The sequence below is a fragment of the Haloarcula halobia genome (genome assembly GCF_029338255.1).
Lineage (GTDB): Archaea > Halobacteriota > Halobacteria > Halobacteriales > Haloarculaceae > Haloarcula > Haloarcula halobia.
The window spans coordinates 2,622,196-2,642,019 of sequence record NZ_CP119787.1; the positions used below are offsets into that span (position 1 = coordinate 2,622,196).

Consider the following 19,824-nt stretch of genomic DNA (forward strand, 5'->3'; position numbering starts at 1 on the left):
ATGTGGCGAGTAGGGACTGTTGATGGGCCTGTGGCTGGAGCCGGGCGGTCTCCGTGGTGGGTGATCGCTGTGCCGGTGCTTGGAAACGCTGGTGTGAGACGTGCTCGCGGCTATGGCACTGGAAATAGGGTGTGTGGTCGGGTGCAGTATGGGTGTGGCGTAGAAGACACTGGAAATAGGGTGTGGGGAGGTGGATACGGTGGACATCGCTTGGCAGACTACCTCCTTGAAAATCGGGTTGACAGGCGGTTGTGCGGTGATGGCACTGGAAACGGGGTGTGTGTCGGTGACGGTTGTCGTCGTGCGCGTGGTGGGACGTATCGTTCCAGAATCTGGAGTGGAAACGGAGGGGTGTGTGAATGAGTGTCATCCAGCAGGTGTTGTTCGAGATGCAGGGATCCTACCTCGGACACCCGTATTTCGTGACGGGGAACGCGCTGTACAACGCGATTGCGCGGCGTGTTGACGAGGCGGCGCGACGGGCGTTGCACGTGAGTCACGGCGTGTTCGTTCCGGGCGAATACGGCGAGTACCCGGACGCGCATTCGAAGTCGGGGTATGCGGGGAAGCTCGGTCAGTCGCTGCCGCCGGTGGAGGCGTATGATGATTTGTTCGTGTTCCGGGATGCGGCTCAGCGGTGGTTGTTGGATTCACGGCCGCGAGATGCGCATAACACGCATGACGTGGAGCGTCATGGTGACCGGATGGCGTTTGCGCCGACGTGTTTCTTCGGGCGACCACCGGAGCAGCGGAATTCGAAGCGGTCAGTGCAGTGGTTCGTGCACTGCTACCTGCATGCTGGGCGGGGCGATGATGATGTCCTGCCGGTCTCTGGAGACGTGCTTGACGGGATCCGGGTTGGCGGGGCGCGGAACTACGGGTTCGGTGAACTGTCGCTAGCGGATTCGCAGATCGTTGATCTCGATGCGCTTGACTACGGACGACTCACGGACACGGCGTCGGGCGCGTACGTGCTTGAACTCGTGTCACCGTACGTCCTGTCGAGCGAGTACCCCGGTGCGGATGAACAGTCGGTACCGTGGTGGTGGGACGCGAGTACGGAGTCGCCGGCGGTCGAGGCCGGGTCGGTGGCGACGGATGGGCGGCGTGATGACGGGTTGCGGCGACGGGAGACACGGCTCGTTGACGGTGGTGATGTCCATGAGGTAGTCACGGTTGATCACGGGCAGGTGGTGGGGTATGCGGGGAGTGACCCGGTGGCGACGGCGCGAAACGGCGTGACGCGTGTCGGGACGCATTCGCGGTTTGGGTTCGGTGAGTTCCGTGTCCGGCCGGCTGGTGAGAGCCGTGTTCCGAAGTGAGCGTGATGTGAGAGGACGCTCGCGGTAATCTATCATCTGCTGTGTGGGTGATGGTACGGGTGCGTGCGTTCTGCTTCACTCGTTAAGCCTGGAGGGTTTCGTGGAAACCCTATTTTTCAAACCGGGTCTCGTATGAGACAGTAGGTCAGTAGCGATGGCTGTCAGCCACAGACCTAAGCGGTAAGTGCTCTGTATCACGGTTCTATTGGCCAAGCATATCGCTTCGGCTCTTCTGTGCAATATTGTCAGATAGTCTGAGTAGCCCGAGGCATCGATAGCTGAACTCCCGAATATGAGGCACCGACCAGTCTCGTTTTTATCATGCCATTAAGGACGATTAAAACATGTTATATTAGATTCGAATGTGAACAACCGCTGTGTCAGAGCGATTTATATCTTTGATTAACTGTCTGAAATGTCACATAATGTTCAACACTTGAGTTAACTCATACAGTATATGTTTGACTCCAGGCTGTTTGATCGCATTCTTCAATTCATGTCGGGTCATGAGGGTGAGATTATCTCAAGTGCTCGAATTGATCATGAGCTCACATCTCGAAATGACGAGTCCGAGGCTGATAGCCAGGAGATAATAGGTGCAGTGCAGGACCTGATTATGCTTGGGGAGCTGACGCTGGTCAATATACAACAGCATGCTAGGGTAATCTACACACCGTCGATCAATCCACAGAAACATGCTGAAGAGCAGACAGATGACTTGGTGTGGCAGGCATACATCGCCGAAGGTGATCGGAAACGGCACCTTCCAGGGCTGTTCACCACAAAAGCTGCCGCTGAAGACTTTCTTAACGCTGGCTCTGGGGGTGTTGCTGACGAGTTGACACCTGTTGATGCGCTGAATTGTGTCTTCGCAACGCAAATTGGAGGGTTCGAAGGTTTTGGCGTTCAAACGGCAGTCTTGCGTTGTCAACCAGTGTGGCAGACGCTTGAGTTCGGCTATCAACGGCCAGCAGACGATGAGGATGATACGCTTGAAATTAGCGACGAAACCAGATTGCTTGTCTACCATCAGATCGAGGATGCAATCACTGACACAAACGCTCTACCTGACCTTTTGGTCAAATCTGGTGATGCTGTTGACAAAATGGCTGTCGCCAATTTGGCGACAGAGCTTTTATCCACATTAGATGAGATTAGTGTCAACGGTGAGTTTGACAAAACCCCAGCAGTTCGGCGTGAACTTCGGAAAGGAATAAAAACACAGCTTTATAAAAGCGATGTTGAATTCACGGCGAGCCAGCGGGATCGTATTACAAACGATCTAATCGAGTTCAGCTGGAACTACTGGTGAAAATAGCGAAGGCTGGGTCTCACAGAACTAGTAGTTCGATGAAGTGTGATCCAGTGATTGAACGGTGTGATGGATTTCAACCATGACCTGGTTTGAGGCAGTTGCGACAGCAAACTCGGCAGAACACCTGCCACTCCATTTCTGATAAATAATGTTTCGAGGCTACGGCATCGTCTCATCACATCAGTCATTGCTGGCAGCCGGTCGGTTACTGTCTCCTCCAGAATCCGTCATGGTGGTTCCCCGGCGCAACGGTATCGTGAGCGAGCGTTCGTAATGGGATTACGCTTGCTTCGCTGGTAATCAGTTCATCGAGTTCAGCGCTGCTCCTGGCCGTGACGACTTGTTGTTGGGGGACCTCGGTTTGTTAAGTAATTTTTCTGGTAGTTACTGCTCGTATCGGTGACCCAAGAGTTTAAATATATTCGGGTTTGGATGGTGTGAAAGTGCGATAATACCCGGTTTGAGGAGCAAGAAGGGCGAACAGATATAAAATACCAAAATTCAATCATTTTATATATCATGGAAGCCACGATACAGGTAGTCGTGATAGTCGGTCAACAGAAGCGCTCCATCCATAATGCTGAGCATCGAGGAGATGCATACCCGGTAGTAACAGGAACAGAGAGAAGAGCCGCGATCATCGCCCGGCCACCTCACGCAACGGATACGCCAGACACCGGTCGGATAGCGCTGAATCTGTACAGAACACCGGAGAGTAACCGATGGGAACGTTAGAGCAGGTGGCGCTCGACATTGAGACAACCGGGTTCGATGTCACTGTTGAGGTGACGAACGATGTGGATCTGTTCTCGGACAGTGCGGAGACAGTGATGGCGTTCGAGGACGGACAGACGACGGAGTTAGTGACGCATAACGCGGCTGACGCGTGCGTTGACGCGGCTCGCGGAGCGGTACTGCTCGAAATCGGATTTCAGAGGGAAATCGTTGACGCCGACGATACACGACACGTAGCTCCGCATAGCAGTTTGAAGCGATACACCATGGAGTACCGGGGAGCGCGGGAGACGACTGCGGGTTCACGATTTCGAATGAGTGAATTACAGACACGACGGTCGCGGATGCTAGGCGTATCGAGGACGATGACAGTGCGATGTACTGAGAGGGTAGGGCTGTGAGTCGGTGGAGTCACGGGGCGGATACGGTGGATGCGGCGACGCGGGCATTGATGCTGGCTAGACGTGGGAATCGGTGTCAGTGGTGCGGGGCGCGTGGTCCGCCGCGCGGCTGGGCGATCCTGCACGTCCACCACATTGAACGCAACCCGGATGATGTGGAGGAGGATGATCCGAAGAATTTAGCCGTGACGTGCCGCGGGTGCCATAACTGGTTTCATCACCGGCCAATGATCACGGATGCCCCGGTGCCGCTAACACATGCTGATATGCAGGTGTTGTTGCCGAATGACGTGTTATTGTTGAACGTGCTGGATGAGATCGGGCCAGCACCGTTCCGTGACGTGTTCGTGCGGATGAAAGTGTTGTTGTCGGAGCCGGCGGTACGCGAACGGTTGTGGGTGCTGATGGGGTTAGACCGGATGGTGGCGGGACGGGACGAGCAACTGGTAGATCAAGATGCGAAAAGCGGGGCGTGGGGATTCCCGGGCGATGTGGAGACGTCGGCGCGCGGGTACGTCCCGGATGACCGGGCGTTAGCGTTCCAACGCGCTGAAGACGAGTTAGTGCGCCGGGCACTCGACCGCGGGTGTAGCCGGGAGCACGTCGCATCAGTGTTTGATGTGTCGCGTCGGAACACGTTCCATAAGCAGTACCGCGCAGCTGCGTACGCGTTCCCGCTCGACGAATTCAGTCGTGGCGGGCGGCCAGTGGAACGTGATGAGGAGATGAGCGCGACTGTGCGTGAGGAGGAAGACATACCGGATGGTGACTTGGAGCCTGTTGAAACGTGGGGTGGCGAACCTGATGAAACGAACAGTGATGTGAGTGATTTGTTGAACGGAGATTGAAGCACGTAGAGGAACACCGCATTCGAACAGACGATGGGTGCGTGCAGTTGACCGTTTGCCTGTCCGCATCGGAACAACTCCGAATCAAATTTTTTAAGGCTGTATTGGAATCCGCAACTCCTGATAGTTTATCGTGGCCGTGTTGCATGCAGCGCGCGTATCTCGCCTGGAACCCTTGCCAGAAAACGGTAGCCCGAATTGGTCAGTACAGGGAACCCACATACCAGTCAACCCGCCGACTTACCTAAAAACTGCCAGGAATGCCGTGCGAGATACAGAGGGTGCACCCATCACTGCTCGCTCGTTTATTTCTGGAGCTGTTCACCAACATCATCTGTTAAAACGAGACTGCTTACTCGTCGTTTGGGGCGCGAGTATATTGTTTAGTATCTTTATCTCGGTATCGGTTCGATTCCTCGTTGTACTCTTCGTTCGTGACTTTATTTTTGATCTTATCGACTCCGTCCTTGATTTTGTTAGAAGTCTTCTTTTCGTAGTCTTTGTCAGACATACTCTAACCTTAGCTCTAATGTGCATTAATACTATCGGGCACACCTCATTTTGAAGAGTTTGCAACATCGGTTTAGCTCTGTACTGATCAACCCGATTATCTCAAATCTGAGGAATCCCTCTGCGAGGTACGCGCCCTGTATTGACCGCACAGAGTCGGAATGTGTCATCTTCTGAGGGGTTCAATAAAGCTGGAATTCTGTATCGAACAACAGTTCTTGTGAATCCATTATATCGTCCTTGCCTGCTCAACTGCCGTCAGCTGATGATTGGTTTCCGATCATACGATGGACGTCGTATCATTAGGATCCGTACCCGATTCGTCCTTCTGGACATCTGCTTGCTTAGTGGACTCTAATTCATCAGGATTGCCAACCAGGAGAGTGTAAATGCCAGGAGATGGGCAAGCATCAGACCTTGTTGAATCCGTGTTGGCGTGGCAGGTCGTGAGAACCGAAGTCTAGCAGCGTTACTGTTTTAGTCTGGTCGTCGATTTGTACAACAAGCCGTTTGCTCCCTGTGACGTCGATGTATCGTTTGTCTTTTGGACCGAAGCTCATCCCCTTCCATGTCTGGTGCTCGAACCGGTTTCTGATGTCTTCGATAAGATTGTCAACGTCGCGTTTCAGTGTCCCATCGGCCTTCCGATAGCTCCGCTCGAATTCGTCCGTTCGAGAGATGGGGCGTTGCTCTACATCGAGTGAGCAAGTTCCGGGTTGATTCGTGATCGTGCCGTAGTCTGAATCAGGTTCCCGTCGCGTGATGTACACCTGAATTCGGGTGGGAACACTCCGGTCGAGTCGGCGGAATGGAAGTTCATCAGCGAGGAAGCCTTCAGAATGTGTGGTGCTGATATCGAACGCTGACGAGAGCACGCTGACCTGTTGTCGATGAAGCGCCTGTGACGATTCACTGCTGAGCTGTGAGAGTGCGTTGTCGTTGTTGTTTGTGAAAGCCGCAGTCATGCGGCGGAGGAGCGGGTCATACAGGCTAGAGGGAGCGAGACGGCGACACGCTGCGCTACGGTCAAGTTGTCGGAGTAACCGGTACCGCGTAGCGGTTTCGTCCGCGTCAAGTCGGCGATTCTGGTCATAGTAGACATCATACGCGACGATACCAGTGAAGTCTGCCAGATGTGTGGCGAGTAACTCTAGTTGGTGGTCAACCCACCGGTACCGGACGAGCAATTCCTCTGCGAGGTCGAACGCTTCGGTTAGAGACTCGAACGGTGACTGGGGATTAGCATCCGTAGTGGCGTCAAGATAGATCGACTCAGGTGGGGTGTCAGGTTCCGCGGTCAGTTCTCGTGCCCAACCGTCTAGTAAATGCCCCAGACTGCGGATGCACCGCTGCGGGATGTAGACACCGTATGACTGCTCATCGGTATGGAACGGTGTGTATCCGGTGACACCGTCAAGCCCGTATGCACCGACTGCCGTATCCCACTCGGCTTCGAGAAAGTGTAAGACCTCCTCGGCACGCACCTCGTCGTCACTGGGCGTGGCGTCTTGAAGTCGGTGTTCGTACTTCTCTCGCGGGATAACGTGCCCGTCCACTGGCCAGCCGACAGTCGTTTGATGATCATTGAATACCGATGGAGGGTTGATACCATCTCGCAGAGGCCCGCCATACGGTTTGTAGCTCTCGCCAGCTGCATACCGGGAGAGGAAATCCCGACAGTCCATGAGGCGCATGTGCTCCAATCGAATTCTGGTAACGAGTTATACCCCGTGGAAAGGGGCGATATTCTAAATTAACCAAGCAACACGCGAAATAGAATCATTATGGGATGTCGTAGCGGTCACACACGATGGAGTTGTTTTCGATGGTGAGGAGCCAGGCAATACGGTCATCCGGGTCGTTGTTTGTACTCATGTGTTCTGCTGCCCCGGTGTACATGACTGGAACATCACCCCAGTCTGTTCGGTAGGAATCATGATGGTGGCCTGCGAGGATGAAGTCGAATTGGCCTCCGAATTGGCGGTTGATACGTTCGAGGTCTACAGTCTCTGGGCCGTGGCCGGAGAGTTGTTCGATGGTTTGGTGAAGGATTAAGATGCTGAGTGGTTCTGGAACGAGGGTTGGGAAGGCTAAGTCGTTCCATGGAATGTTCCCGTCCTTGTGGTGATTGAGTCCGAAGATGCGGACTTGGGAATTGATCGAGACACCGCTTGGATCAAGATTGGTCACTAGATTTCCGGTTCGCTGTTGGAGAAGTTCGTCGCCTGGTGATGAGCTATGATTCCCTGTGATGTAGTAGAATGGGATATTGGCATCGGCCAATGGTTCGAAAACGTGCGTGTCAACATAGTCTGCATGGGTCGAAGTGGCGGATTCGTGGAAGATATCCCCGACGTGTATGACAGCGTCAACGTCCCGGTCAATCCCGTACTCGATCGCAATACTAAGTGCGTGGCGAGGGCTGATTTTCTTCCCGGTCCGTGGATGTGTTGTTCGACCGATGTGCGTATCGCCAATGACAAGCAGTCGCGTGGCTGGATCAGTTGAACCAAGCGGTTCGATTTGCGTTTTCTTGCTTGGTGCCAGATCGATTTCGAATCCCTGCCCGCCTTTTTGCACGCCGCATCGTGAGATGCGGTACCGGTGGTTCTGCTTCCAGTCGATCGGGATATCCGCACCTTCGTAGTCAATAAGCCGAAGCGGGTTACCGGCAGTGTCGATAAGTTCAATGACTGCTCGTCGTGACTGTCCAGCTTGCCAATTGACATCGGAGACTGTAACGATGATAGGCTCAGGAAGTGACTGACCTGGGGAAAGGTCGTCAACAGTAATCAGGAGAGAACACCACTACTACATCCACATAGTCGCCTGTGATATGTGGATATCGAAGTTCAGTCTCGGAGGACCGGATTTCTTGAGGAGTAAGTATTTGAATCGTATCCAGACTCTCGGAAGATGGCAGTGGCAGTCTTGCCGCGGATAGCGGTGGCGCTGTCACGCGGTTGTTAAGGATTTGATGTCGTTGAGTTCGTTTTTAACAGTCACTGTCAGCATTAGTGAACTCATGAGATCGTAGGTGACGAGTGCGTCTTCGGCTTGAATCACGTATTCTGCTACTGCCGAGATATCCTCCTGCGAAGTGTCTGGATGCGGTGTTGCTCCGTTGAAGAAGGCGTCTTGGTTCGCAAATCGTTGAATGAGCAGGTAGAGTAGCAGTGCTTGAATCCCGCGTCCGGATAGCTCGATTTCGCTGTCCTCGGCACCGAGTTCGACCGTGAGATTGCTGAGGAGCGTGTTCACTTGCTCGATGAGTGGTGCGCCCATCATGAGATGCTGGCCGATGTACGGGTGTATGTCTATGAAGACAACGACGAGGCGACTGGCGAGCCTGTTCTGTGAGCGGAAGACGGTGTAGCCTGAACGGTGTTCGAATTCGAGGACGATACCGGGGTGCAGGAAGAGGATCTCGCAGAGTGATTGCCACGTTGGCTCGTCTGCGATGGGTTGGTCACGATGCCCGAATAATAGTTCTTGTACATCCGGGTTCTGCTCAGCTTGGTCGATTATCCCATTCACATGCTGAACTACCTGCGTCAGTGCTGTAAGCCATGTGTCGATCTCGGATTCGCATGCTTTGAATAGCTTCTCCGTGTTGATGCGGTCCGTGTCGAGGTGACCGAGTCGGTCGAGTGTAAAACACAGTTCAATTGTTTCCCAGAACGTCTGGGCGTGGTCGGTAAACGCGTCGAGGGTCGCTGGCTCTGGCCGGTCCGTTACTGTCAGCGCAGCCAGTGCTTGTTCACGATGGTAGGACAGGTGGTCCTCGACCAGTGAGTGCAGCGATGGCAGCGATCGATCTCCTTCGGTGATCTTTGGCGGTGGACGTTCCCCATCGGGGTCGTTCTGTGAGCGTGTGTCGGTCTGGGGGCTGTCGTCGCCTGTTTGCTTTGCTCGTTTCTGTAATTCGGACAGGGCGATGTCGAAGACGTTGACAGCTGCAGTGTCCGGGTTCTGTAGGACCTCTCGCAATAATGTGTTTGAACTCTGGGTGCCGGCACTCCGCGTAATTTCTCGGTACTCACGGTAATATGCCTGCATCTCTTCGACGACGCGCCGCGGATTACTGGTGGTCCCATCGACTGTGACGGTAACGACTGCGCCGGTCCACTGTTCGCGCTCATCTCCTGTGAGCAGGAGCGTCACCTCCTGGGAACTCTCATCGGCAGGGGCCTTGACGGTTTTCTCAGCCCCAGTGTCCGTATGCACCCGGATCTCGTGGTTGTCTGACAGTCCAGAGATGGTCAAAATGAGTTCGGTGTCGCCTTCAGAGCCAGGCTGAGTGACTCGTGCATCTTCTAACCGAACTTCTCCTTTCTCGGTTGGGGTGCGTGTTTCCCAGTCTTCGTAGCTTGCCGATCGGAGGTCCAGTTCCGCTGGATTAGCGACTGGTTCTGACACGGTGAACTGGAATGCTGAGGAGTCAAAGACTGCGTCTTCCAGTGTTTCTTCATCGGTTTCCTGGGCGATGGTCACTAAGCCGGCTTCGACGTTTCCGTGTGATGCCGACGCTGTCAGCGCGGTACTGGTCATGTTCGGACTGCCGTAGAGACACGCCTGGCCCCATTCACCGTCGAGTACCATGAATTTCGCATGCACCCATCGAGTTTCTCGGTCCGGCTGTATTCGGCGCACAGAATACTCGAATGGGGAAAGCGTCTCTGCTAACTCGTCTACAGTGAGGGCAGTGCTTTCCGGTTCGACCAGTAATTCAAGATGGGCGGCATCCAGTCGCTCTGCAAGGTCACGAAGTACAGTCGGCGACCCGAAATACGGCGCGTACAATCGGGCTCGTTCAATCTCACGACCACCGTGTTCTGCCACTCTGTCAAGCAGCTGCGTTATGATCGGGTCGTCGAGGTTCGACACAAACCAGGTCTTCCGGTCGGTCTCATCGACAGCAGACCCCTCGATTTCGTCGAGCCATGCGAGTGTCTCTGCTGTTTCGGTGATGTAGGTGCGAGCGTCTTGCCCGGTGATGAAATCCTCGTAGTCGAGTAAGTCGGTGTAAAAATCACGGATGGATTTCGCAACGAAGTACGAATCGCCAAGCTGCGCTGTCTCGTCCTCGGAGGTGGGTTTTTGAAACCCGTCTGCGAATCCGATCTGGGCGGCCTTACAGTACTCTTCAAGCGTGAGATTTGCAGAACTCACCGAGTAGAAGACGCTTCGTTCTGACGCGAACAGATTCACTTTCGGGTGAAACACCCCTCGTGACTGAACTGGCTCCAATAGGTAGTCCGTTCCAATCGGGGCTTCACGCCAGTCAGGACTCGTGATCTCTCGCTCGTACCGGTTGCCATCGACAAGGACGAGCGGTAACTCGCAGTTCCGGCGTTGTAACCGCGGACGCACGTAGCTACTGTAGAACTGTGGATCAAACGGATACGTCGTTTGAATCGCTTGCTGGATACTCCATCCCCGGCCATCCAGTATATCCAAGAGATTCACGCGTCATCCACCTCCACGAGCCGGGACAACACGTCGGAAGCAGCCGAGGTCGGTGCATACCCATCTTCTGTCGTCGTCAGGAGCCCGGCATCGCGGAGCAGCGTGTTCATCTCACTAAAACGGATGAGCGACGACCGCGCAGTAAACGGTCGGGACCCGCGTTCGACATCTGCTTCCAGACACAGCCGTTCGTCTTGATCGAAGGATACGGCGCGTTTGAGGTTCCCCGGACTCAGCCGACTGTAAAATACTTCCATATGCGTTTGTACCACCTTTTCGTGCAGCACTTTTCGTGCGAATTCAGACAATGGCAGTTCCTCGTCAGTGGCTTCAACGAACCGAGTTAGCTCTGGGAGGGATGTATACGGCGAGTCGAACCGGTTGTACGCGTAGTTGTATAGCCACTCACGATCTGATTGCACCTGTTTGAACCGAGCGACAACTAGCAAGAGTAGTGCAACTGACCGCGCTAAACTCGTTGTCCAAGATTCCAATTGGGCTTGCTCGTCATCGATCTCGTCGTGCAGTTGATTCAGTGACGAACGAAGCGATTGCCCCAGCAGGGCCTCATTCAGATTGGTCTCACCGGCTACTGCCGGTTCTGCTTTCCACCCTCTGGACACGACAGACTCAATGTCTGCCATCGCTTCGCCGACCGTCACTGTCTCAGCGGCGGTGGCCTCAGGTACAGTAATGGACAGGTCGTTCCGTTCAGCGATTCCGTACAGCATCAAATCACGTACCGCGTTGACTGGGTCTGCCGTCTCTTCACTCTGTGTCGTTGAAACACCGCTGGCCACTGCTGAAAATGCTGCAGACATCTTACGTTCGTCTGTCACCTCTGCCAGTAGTGTCTCATAGTCAGCCCGCGGTGGTATGCGCGCATTCAAGAATGTACACACGGCTTCTAACTGCCCCTCGATAGCGAGTCCCGCATAACTCTGCAACCAGTACAACCGCATCAATTCTCGATACTGATTGAACCGCCTCGCATCACTTGCAGTCAGGTGCAGCTGATCGGCGTCATCAGCGGCATATAACTTCCAGAACCGACATAGGAAACACGCATGGGCCGCTCGCATATCGTGAAACCCGCGGAAATACCGTTGATACAGCGAACTTGCCCCGGCCTCCTCGAACTCACCTTCTTCTATCGTTGTTTTCAGATGCTCAAGAACATCCAATTCAAAATTCTCAGGGAACCCATCTGCCAATTGGACCGTTCCTGATTGTTTGTTGCCGTCCCAGTTCACGAACCCGAGCATGATTTGTTGTAGTGCTCGCCGCTCTGACTCGAAGTCATCCTCCAGATACACGGACTGATTCGCAAAGCCCCGCGCGATTGCCTCAATATCACCGCGTTCAGCCCGTCTATCACGTGCGCACGCAAGGATTCGGTCCCGTTCGTCACCAACGGTCCGATCAACGATCTCTGCGAGTTCGTGTCCAGCTCCAGTCAACTCGAAATCACCTCGCTTCAACAGATAATTCTGCAGTTGATTCTGGTAGAACTGAGCGTACGCGTAGCCATCATTCTTCAACAGCTCTAACTCATCGAGATCAACCTCCTCAAACTCCTCGTGGTCAAAGTTGAACCGAGAGTTCCCGTCCATCCCGCGAAGCGCTTCTCCGCCTTGATCCGTTTCTAACTGGCGGTACCGACTAGCAAGACAGAACATCTTCTCGACGTTTTTCACCCGCTGATATCGATTGTCTGCATCCGCATCCAGTTCCTCTAATGCCCAGCAGAAAATCGACAGGTAGCGAAGTCGAAGTGTTATCGATGTAATTGATCCATGGGCGAACAAATTCCGAAATCGATTCCGTGACCGGTTCGCATTCAACGGATCCGCGGGCATTCCCCGTTCATCAATCTTCGCACTCCAGCGGGGCTCGATCAGCATACACTATTCTATATAATCTGGAGAGAAATATTTTCGGAGCGTTTTCCTGGTGAATTACCACCGCTAAATGTGCCTAAGCAGAACACTCTCTAATGTGTTCGATTTTGAGAACGGGGAAGTCGACGGAAGTCAAGACGCGTTGGAGGGGGTTGACGCTGCTGTTACCGCCTGGAGAGCTTCACAGTGATGCAATCTAAAGTAAGTTTAGAACAGGGCACGGTAGTTCACAGATGTGTCTCTCTGTGAAATATGAGCGCTGCTGCGGTGTGGAAGTCCGACGTTAGTTTATTTGACGACTGGGGAGTGGATTCTCGCGGTCGAGTACGTCCCGTATGTGATCGTCTGCGGCACTGAGTCCGTCTTTCAGTGGGACTCCGTCCATCCCGGTGATGGTGTCCGATGCGTACAGCGTGATGCGATGGAACTCATGTGGTCCGTATGGGTCCTCATCGAAGTGGAAATCGTACCGATGGCCATGGTAGGTGATGGCGTCGGTTTCCGTGATGATGTCCGGGAGTTCCTCTTGTGCGGCTGTGTGGGCGGTAATGTGGAGGGTTCCGGTTTCGAGGCTCTGACGGTGGATCGCAAGTTGCGCGACGTTGTCCTGACCACGATCATCAAGATAGCCCCGCGCGAAGTCTTCGAGTGATCGTCGCGTTTCCGTTTCGTCAAGGAGGCGCGTAGTGACGTCGTCGAGTGTGTTCTCGTTGGGCTGGCACCGTCTCTGGAGCCGGTGGCCTGTCTGTGAGTCGAGCCACACCAGCTTTGGACTGCTGAGGGCTTCTTCCCGATTGGGGAAGGTGACTGCTCCGAGGGTTTCCTCCGCTTCTTCGATCTTCTGCTTCGCGGCCGCCTTGTGTTCTTGTATCTCTTCGCTCGTCACTGGGTCGCAGATGATGAAATCTACATCAAGTTTCCAGCCGCCGTTGAATCCGGCACTATTGGTGGAGAGGATGAGCGCTGCTGCGTCTTCGGTGAGGACGTAGTTGTGTTCGTCAACAGTTTCGGTGAGTGTCCACACCTCGGCTTCGCGTCGGGTGAAGGTCGTGTTGGCGACGAGGGTTTCAAGATGGTCTTCGAGTTGGTTACTCAGGGCTTGGCCGAGGTTCTGTACGTCACTCGTTGAGATGCCGTCGGGGTATTCGCCTTGCTCTGTCCAATGTTCGGCTATGATGTTTAACTGTGCTCGCTCTGTCTGCTCGTCTAAGTTGGTGTTTCGTACCATTGTTTGTGGTTCTGTGGATGTACCGTCCGGGTTGCTGTGTCGTCGCGGAGTAGCGCTTCGCGCTGTGTGGCCGCGGGTGAGATCGATCACCCACCGTTTTGCCCTGCGTTGTCGTCAATTTCAGACGGCACCCCTTCTATGAGAGACACTGGTATAAACGTCAGTAAATTAGGCCCGCTAGTCAGGCTATAGGCTCTAAAAACCTCTCTGAAGCGCTAATTTTCTATATCTGCCCCGTCGCTTGGTGACGGTTTTACAGATTCCATTGTTACTGGCCAGTTGTGGAGTGGCAGCTCTCACCCACGATAATATTAATGTGTGGTGAGCATATATCTATACTTGATTATGCTCAAGGGGCATTTCGGGTCGGCGGGGGCGAGTATCGAATACGGGGATGCTGGCTGCCTCTTCCCAGTTGATGAACTGGATGCGACGGTGCTCCAGTATCGAGATGCCCAACTCGCGCTTAGCGAGGTTAATGGCTCGAACGTCATCCTCGTTGCTCCGACGAGCCTCGCAACCAGTTACTTCCTCACCCAGCACGCACTCACCGCAATTCCCGTCGACAGTCTCCCCGCTGCGGTGCAGACCCAGGTCGCCGACGAGCTTGACGGCTCCCTTGATACGTTCGAATTCATCCAGATTGGTAAGTGGAACTGTGACAGTCCAAACCATTCGCTCGCCGAATTCACGAACGCCTGACCCCTGGCCGTTGGACGCACGGAATCAAACAAGCCCAGCAGCACACGACCCCCCTAATGACTGAGCCACTCGCCGACAAGTATCCGGAGGCCGCCCGTACATCGAAGAAGCCGTCGACGAACACGGCGAAGGCTGGGTGTTGGAGAATTACTACCAGCAACTCTACCCGCTCGGGCAGCTCATGGCAATGCCAGAAAAGGACGAACTCCCGTTCTACGATCCGGACGAGCACGACACGATAACCGAGGAAGAACGAGTGGAAATGTACCAAGCGTGGGCCGAGTACCGGGAGAACCTTCGCACCGGAGCGGAACCTGATGAGTGACTGTCTCTCTACATTGTTGTCAGACGGCTTTCTCACCGAGGTTTTGACTTTCTCTGTGGCGTTGCGACAATAGAGAGGGGGCTCTGGTTAGTGTGGGCTTACGAGTATGTGCGGGTGACTGGCAACACGCCTATGTGGCTGTACATACAACGTACGTACAACGATGAGCACGAAGCGAGTGAATTTCCGGCTTCCGGAGGAATTGATCGCTCAAGCGGACGTCGCTGCGGAAGTTACGCACAAAAACCGGACCGAGATCCTGGTCGAAGCGTTACGGCAGTATCTTGAACAGAAGGAATCTGATGAGAGCTTCCGAGAGGCGGTCGTGGAGTTGTATCTCGACGATCAGATCGAGTTTGAGAAGCTCGCAGACGTTATTGGTCGGCAGGATGCCGAGTCAGTACGGGCGTCAAAACACGTGCTGGATCGGGGCGAGGAACTCGCTGACGATCTCGCAGAGTTGTGACTGTCGTCATCGATACGAGCGCGCTCATTTCACTCGCTGTTGGTGGTGTACTCGATCAGACGTTGGCAGCGTTCGACGCCGTCACGACGCCGACGGTTATTGAGGAACTCGAAGAGACGGCTGAGTACGATGATCGGCACGGCACAGCGGCGACCACCGTACTCCAATGGACGGACACACTGACGGTGCAAGACGCTGACGGCGCGCCGTTCGAAACGAGTCGTGTCGATGCCGGAGAAGCGAGTTGCGTTGCCGTAGCCCGCGATGTTGACGCTGCGTTCCTTGTGACGGACGATTATCGAGCACTGCCCGAACTACAGGGGCTGGTCGATGCGGAGGTTGCGGTGTCACCGATCGTACTCCGAGCGCTCGTCAAGCGTGATGCGCTCAGTTCCGAGGACGCGGAAACCGCGTTCGAAACAATCGCTTCCGGTAGGGATTGGCTTGACGCGCCGATTTACCGGTACGCGCGCCAACTGTTCGGCGAGTGATTGCCACCTACATTCTTCTTGACGGTAATCGTTGGTGACGTATGGATTTGGATCAGGCCCGTGGGATCTTACTCGGGTTAGCGTGTGGGGATGCGCTTGGACGGCCAGTTGAGTTTGCGTCTGCGTCGGGGATCAGTGCTGAACACGGGCGGCTTGACGAGATGGTCGGGTACGGAACGTGGAACCAGCCCGCTGGGACGATTACAGACGACACTGAACAGGCGCTGTGTATCGCACGAAGTCTGGTAGAGCACCAAACGTTCGATCCTGCTGATGTCGCTGACCGGTTCGTCGCGTGGTACGATAGTGGCCCCTTCGACATTGGTGGGATGACAAGGCGGTCGATCAGCCGTCTCCAACGCGGCGATGCGTGGGACGAGGCAGGCCAGTACATCTGGGAGAACAGTCCGGAAGGGCAGAACGCGGGGAATGGGAGTGTGATGCGGTGTCCGCCGCTCGCCATCCCGTACGCGAGTGACTGGGATCGACTCGCGGACGTGAGTCGGCAGTCCTCGCAGAGCACGCACGCTGACCCGCGGTGTACCGAAGGCTGCTCGGTACTGAACGTCACGGTGGCTGGTCTGCTTGAGGACGCTGACACGCCGTTGCAGGACGCGCTTGATTATGTGGGTGCGGACGCGCCCGATGAGCTTCTGGCGGCAATTCGACCGCTTGCTCGCGGTGAGTCACCCGACACGCTGGCGACGTCGGGATATGTCGTGCATTCGTTGCAGACGGCACTCCACGATGGGTTATTCGCGGAGAGTGCTGAGGAAGCGATTGTGACGGCCGTGAACCGCGGTGGTGATACGGACACGATTGGTGCGATTGCGGGTGCGGTCGCTGGGGCGCGGTTCGGAGCGTCACAGCTTCCGGATCGATGGCTGAATGCTATCGACGAGACCGATGAGCTCGAAGTGCTGGCTGAGCGACTCGTGGAGGTGGCGTGATGTACGTGTTGGCGTTCGACCGGGACTGGACGGTGGACGTGAATTCGCATCCTCGGCGAGAAGCGGTGCCGTTGGAGTGGGTGCGGTACTGGGCGCACGAGGCTGGTCACGAGGTGTGGGCGATCGGGAATCAGGACCTTGTCGAGGAAGCAGATATTCCGGGCACGGTGGAGTCGATTCGGCAGCGTGACGGGCACGTCGATGCGCTCGGTGAGCAAGACGAGTACGGGTATTACGAGTGGTGGCCTGAACGCGAGGAGCGCCTCCGGATTCTCTCGGGGTTGTTCCCGACCGCCGACGGGTACATCGCCGTTGATGATCTCGATTTGGGGCACGTCGATGGCTGGGACCACTACCACGCGTGGGACTTCGTCGAGTATGTCCGACAAGGAGAACTCGGGCTGTCAGCACCGCCCTCAACTGATCTGAGCCCGGACGGCGGGTTTGAATCCAGTGACGCAGTTCGAGACATTCTTGCCGACGGGTACGTGTTCGAACTCACACACCGGACGGACGGTGAACAGAAGACGCATCTCGTCACACATTTCGAACCGGACCGCCCGTCGATGACTCCATTGAAAGGCCCGCCGACGTTCTGGTTCGAGACTGTCGGGAACGACGACCGGTTTTCTGTTCGGCTCCCCGAGATTGAAGCGTTACATCCGGTCCCGTACGACCGCCTCGCTGACCCGATAGCTGGGGCGGCGTTCGCGGCAGTTCGAACGCACCTCGAAGATGACCCTACGTCGGTGGATGAGGAACTGCTCCGGACGATGCTGTCTGATGCGGCAGCGGCTGGGACGAACGTGGATCGCCGTGAAGCGCTCCGCCTGGCGATGACCGCGGTGAAACACCGTGCTGACGCTCGAAAAGTCGCTGTCGATGCGACTGTCGCGTTACTGGCTGACGAGCCCTCAGCGCTTGACCGCGCGGCGCTCCAAGCACTTCACGAGGCCGCGACGGACTATCCAGCGGTGCTAAACGATCACGTGGGAGACCTGGCGGCGTATGCGAGTCAGGACTCGATGTACCAGACAGCCGCGACGCGTTGCTTGATGGAGTTGGCGGAAACTGACCCGGCAGGCGTGCTCGACGCCGTCCCTGCTCTGGAAGCCGCCGCGACGGCAGAGACGGAGGCAACACAGAGTTACGCGGTGTACGCACTGTCCAGTATCGCCGCAACGTATCCTGAAGAAGTGTACCCCGCGATAGACGCCTTGATCGAGGCGATAAAGAGTGAAAATGAGACGACGCAGACGAATGCGTTAGCGGCGCTCGGGAAGATCGCGTCGAACTACCCGGACGCCGCGGAACCCATCGTGGACGAGCTAGTGGCAGTACTGGACGCCGACACGAAACGTGTTCGAAATAATGCGGTCGGGTTGCTCGGTGACCTCGCACAGGAACATCCGGCGGTCGTGATTGAGTACGCTGATCAGATTGCGGCCCGTCTTGAGGATAACAATATTCAGGCGCGTGTCAACGCGTCAATCGCACTCCAGCGAGCAGGTGAGGCAGACCCGACTGCGATTCGAGCGCAGAAGGACCAGTTAGTGGCTGCGTTGCAGGATCCGAGTCCAGAAGTCCGGGCGAATACGTGCTTGCTGATCGGGAATGCGAACGTAAGTGTGCGTATCAAGACACTTGAAGAACTGAAAGAAAACGATCTGGACGAGACAGTGCGCGACCGAGCGGGATGGGCGATTTCACGTCTGGACTGAGACACGTGCGAATCGAGTCAGACATCGGCGACGGTTCGAGACTCCATGCGATACCGCGTCAAGTTGTCCTATACTGTCAGGGTGAACTATAGCCACGAGAGACCAGTGTTGAGTTCTTCGAGGAAGGATGGCCGGATCTGAACAGTGGGCGGGAACGAGAGTTGTTCGCCTTCCCGGTCAAGGATTGTTTCGCGGAGGAACGGATGGGCTGGGTCGAATGAGGGGCTTGCTTGGATGCGATAATCGCTGTCGATGGTGAACAGCGCGGCGTCGAATGCGCGGTGGTGCAGCGAATTCAATACGAGAACGTTCTCCGGATGTTCGGCGAGATCGGGATGTTGACTCCGTGGCAGGATGTGCGCGAGATCCAACAGCTCATCTTCTCGAATACCGGTCAGGGTACACGCGTGGTCATAGCGGTCAAGTGTGTCTGCACGGAAGGCGTCGCTCACGGTGATTTCGGACGTTTCGTAGCGGCGAATCCGACCGCTCGAATCGAGCGGTTCGCCGGTCGGCCACTGAGCAACCTCCCCGGTCTGGACCCAGTCCCGCCAAACGTCCGGTGCTTCGCTGTCGTCGTTCTGCTGGGCGCGGTCGTGCAGCCACGTGACGGGGACGGCGTTAGTGTTGAGTATTGAGAAGTGGAACTGGTAATTCGGGATCTGTGTCCCGTCATCGGCCTGGTACGCGTGGACTTCGAAGTGGTCGGGAACGCAGAGCCCGCAGAACTCGACGACCCCTGATTCGGGTTTGCGGAAAACGAGGACGGGCGGGACGTCCTCGCGCCGCCCGGCCGCAGCGTTGTCGAAGGCGGCCTTGATTTTCTGGTTCTGCGCGGACTCCTCGTAGGGGTTCGAGGCCTTCGCGTCGCCCCAGTAACTGATGTACCCGGCGTTGACGGCGAGCGTGTCCTCCCACGGGTCGTCGTGCTGGGAGATGCCGCTGTCGTTGGAGACGAGCACGAGCGCCGCGGGCGTATCAGACCGATTCGCACCGAGATCACGAATCCCACCAGTGTTTTTGATACCGGTGTCAAGCGAGCCACGGATCCATCGCAGAAACTGGTCGTCCGAGTCGCGGTAACTCCCGGTGTCGCGGTATTGTTGCCCGACCCGAAACGCGTGTCGCATAATATCACGGCATTACGTCTGACAGTCAATAAATACCTGCGTGACGCGCTCTGCCCGTTGTCCACTTCAGCCGGGGGTTGAGGGCTTGAACGCACTGACCTGGTCACCTAGCTGCTCTCGGAAGTCGTCCGTTGACGTTACTTGGATGCTTCCCGGTATCGGGCCGTAGTCATCCCAGTTCGAGGTGTATCGAACGACGCGCGAGTGAAGCTCCCCGCTTCCGGTTTCGAGGTCGTACTCGTCGAAGACGTGGTATACGTTGGTGACAAGTCTCCATCGCCGTGTTTGAAACGCTTGAGGACTGCACCGA

At 55.6% G+C, this 19,824-nt stretch carries 15 protein-coding genes and 1 pseudogene; 10 read left to right on the top strand and 6 right to left on the bottom strand.

What is annotated here, in order from left to right; all coding sequences use genetic code 11:
* Positions 1-359: 359 nt before the first annotated feature.
* The 4 genes from P1K88_RS13900 to P1K88_RS13915 all read left to right on the top strand — a co-directional run bounded on the left by P1K88_RS13900 (position 360) and on the right by P1K88_RS13915 (position 4,621).
* Positions 360-1,322 carry a hypothetical protein gene (locus P1K88_RS13900; protein WP_276410825.1) on the top strand — a complete coding sequence of 321 codons (963 nt, stop codon included), beginning with the start codon at positions 360-362 and terminating at the stop codon, positions 1,320-1,322.
* A 457-nt stretch (positions 1,323-1,779) separates the two neighbouring features.
* Positions 1,780-2,634, top strand: a complete 855-nt coding sequence (locus tag P1K88_RS13905; protein WP_276410826.1) for a hypothetical protein — start codon at positions 1,780-1,782, stop codon at positions 2,632-2,634.
* A gap of 725 nt (positions 2,635-3,359) precedes the next feature.
* Positions 3,360-3,773: a hypothetical protein gene (locus P1K88_RS13910; RefSeq protein WP_276410827.1), complete on the top strand. Its 414-nt coding sequence runs from the start codon at positions 3,360-3,362 to the stop codon at positions 3,771-3,773.
* Between the two features lie 50 nt (positions 3,774-3,823).
* The gene (locus tag P1K88_RS13915; RefSeq protein ID WP_276414149.1) at positions 3,824-4,621 is read left to right on the top strand and encodes an HNH endonuclease; all 798 of its coding nucleotides are present in this window, start codon (positions 3,824-3,826) and stop codon (positions 4,619-4,621) included.
* A gap of 920 nt (positions 4,622-5,541) precedes the next feature.
* Here P1K88_RS13915 and P1K88_RS13920 read toward each other — a convergent pair.
* From P1K88_RS13920 to P1K88_RS13940, 5 genes are all read right to left on the bottom strand, one after another.
* Entirely contained in the window at positions 5,542-6,825 is a 1,284-nt protein-coding gene (locus P1K88_RS13920; RefSeq protein WP_276410828.1) for a type II toxin-antitoxin system RelE family toxin, read from the bottom strand.
* 88 nt (positions 6,826-6,913) lie between these two features.
* Positions 6,914-7,711, bottom strand: coding sequence for a metallophosphoesterase family protein (locus tag P1K88_RS13925; RefSeq protein ID WP_276410829.1), 798 nt, complete (start codon positions 7,709-7,711; stop codon positions 6,914-6,916).
* A 375-nt stretch (positions 7,712-8,086) separates the two neighbouring features.
* Positions 8,087-10,600, bottom strand: a complete 2,514-nt coding sequence (locus P1K88_RS13930) for a phospholipase D-like domain-containing protein (protein WP_276410830.1) — start codon at positions 10,598-10,600, stop codon at positions 8,087-8,089.
* Entirely contained in the window at positions 10,597-12,504 is a 1,908-nt protein-coding gene (locus P1K88_RS13935) for a hypothetical protein (protein WP_276410831.1), read from the bottom strand. Before P1K88_RS13935 ends, P1K88_RS13930 begins: the two co-directional genes overlap by 4 nt.
* Positions 12,505-12,784: 280 nt before the next feature.
* Complete coding sequence (locus P1K88_RS13940; protein WP_276410832.1) at positions 12,785-13,729, bottom strand: hypothetical protein; 945 nt, start codon at positions 13,727-13,729, stop codon at positions 12,785-12,787.
* Positions 13,730-14,074: 345 nt separating this feature from the next.
* Between P1K88_RS13940 and P1K88_RS13945 the strand changes: the two genes are divergently transcribed.
* The 6 genes and pseudogenes from P1K88_RS13945 to P1K88_RS13970 all read left to right on the top strand — a co-directional run bounded on the left by P1K88_RS13945 (position 14,075) and on the right by P1K88_RS13970 (position 18,384).
* On the top strand, positions 14,075-14,431 hold the full coding sequence (locus P1K88_RS13945) for a DUF8165 family protein (RefSeq protein ID WP_276410833.1): 357 nt from the start codon (positions 14,075-14,077) through the stop codon (positions 14,429-14,431).
* Positions 14,432-14,487: 56 nt separating this feature from the next.
* Positions 14,488-14,756, top strand: a pseudogene (locus P1K88_RS13950) (DUF8110 family protein).
* Positions 14,757-14,919: 163 nt separating this feature from the next.
* The gene (locus tag P1K88_RS13955) at positions 14,920-15,222 is read left to right on the top strand and encodes a CopG family ribbon-helix-helix protein (RefSeq protein WP_276410835.1); all 303 of its coding nucleotides are present in this window, start codon (positions 14,920-14,922) and stop codon (positions 15,220-15,222) included.
* Positions 15,219-15,713, top strand: a complete 495-nt coding sequence (locus P1K88_RS13960; protein WP_276410836.1) for a PIN domain-containing protein — start codon at positions 15,219-15,221, stop codon at positions 15,711-15,713. Before P1K88_RS13955 ends, P1K88_RS13960 begins: the two co-directional genes overlap by 4 nt.
* A gap of 41 nt (positions 15,714-15,754) precedes the next feature.
* Positions 15,755-16,663 carry an ADP-ribosylglycohydrolase family protein gene (locus tag P1K88_RS13965; RefSeq protein ID WP_276410837.1) on the top strand — a complete coding sequence of 303 codons (909 nt, stop codon included), beginning with the start codon at positions 15,755-15,757 and terminating at the stop codon, positions 16,661-16,663.
* Complete coding sequence (locus P1K88_RS13970) at positions 16,663-18,384, top strand: HEAT repeat domain-containing protein (protein ID WP_276410838.1); 1,722 nt, start codon at positions 16,663-16,665, stop codon at positions 18,382-18,384. The genes P1K88_RS13965 and P1K88_RS13970 overlap by 1 nt, the downstream gene beginning before the upstream one ends.
* 86 nt (positions 18,385-18,470) lie before the next feature.
* Here the strand turns inward: P1K88_RS13970 and P1K88_RS13975 are convergent, their stop codons facing one another.
* Positions 18,471-19,514, bottom strand: coding sequence for an HNH endonuclease (locus P1K88_RS13975; protein ID WP_276410839.1), 1,044 nt, complete (start codon positions 19,512-19,514; stop codon positions 18,471-18,473).
* Positions 19,515-19,824 lie beyond the last annotated feature (310 nt).

Coding starts and splice junctions, on each gene's coding strand:
- P1K88_RS13905 (WP_276410826.1), top strand. CDS start 1,780: ATGTTTGACTCCAGGCTGTTTGATCGCATTCTTCAATTCATGTCGGGT.
- P1K88_RS13975 (WP_276410839.1), bottom strand. CDS start 19,514: ATGCGACACGCGTTTCGGGTCGGGCAACAATACCGCGACACCGGGAGT.
- P1K88_RS13920 (WP_276410828.1), bottom strand. CDS start 6,825: ATGCGCCTCATGGACTGTCGGGATTTCCTCTCCCGGTATGCAGCTGGC.
- P1K88_RS13965 (WP_276410837.1), top strand. CDS start 15,755: ATGGATTTGGATCAGGCCCGTGGGATCTTACTCGGGTTAGCGTGTGGG.
- P1K88_RS13900 (WP_276410825.1), top strand. CDS start 360: ATGAGTGTCATCCAGCAGGTGTTGTTCGAGATGCAGGGATCCTACCTC.
- P1K88_RS13940 (WP_276410832.1), bottom strand. CDS start 13,729: ATGGTACGAAACACCAACTTAGACGAGCAGACAGAGCGAGCACAGTTA.
- P1K88_RS13955 (WP_276410835.1), top strand. CDS start 14,920: ATGAGCACGAAGCGAGTGAATTTCCGGCTTCCGGAGGAATTGATCGCT.
- P1K88_RS13910 (WP_276410827.1), top strand. CDS start 3,360: ATGGGAACGTTAGAGCAGGTGGCGCTCGACATTGAGACAACCGGGTTC.
- P1K88_RS13915 (WP_276414149.1), top strand. CDS start 3,824: ATGCTGGCTAGACGTGGGAATCGGTGTCAGTGGTGCGGGGCGCGTGGT.
- P1K88_RS13935 (WP_276410831.1), bottom strand. CDS start 12,504: ATGCTGATCGAGCCCCGCTGGAGTGCGAAGATTGATGAACGGGGAATG.
- P1K88_RS13945 (WP_276410833.1), top strand. CDS start 14,075: ATGCTCAAGGGGCATTTCGGGTCGGCGGGGGCGAGTATCGAATACGGG.
- P1K88_RS13970 (WP_276410838.1), top strand. CDS start 16,663: ATGTACGTGTTGGCGTTCGACCGGGACTGGACGGTGGACGTGAATTCG.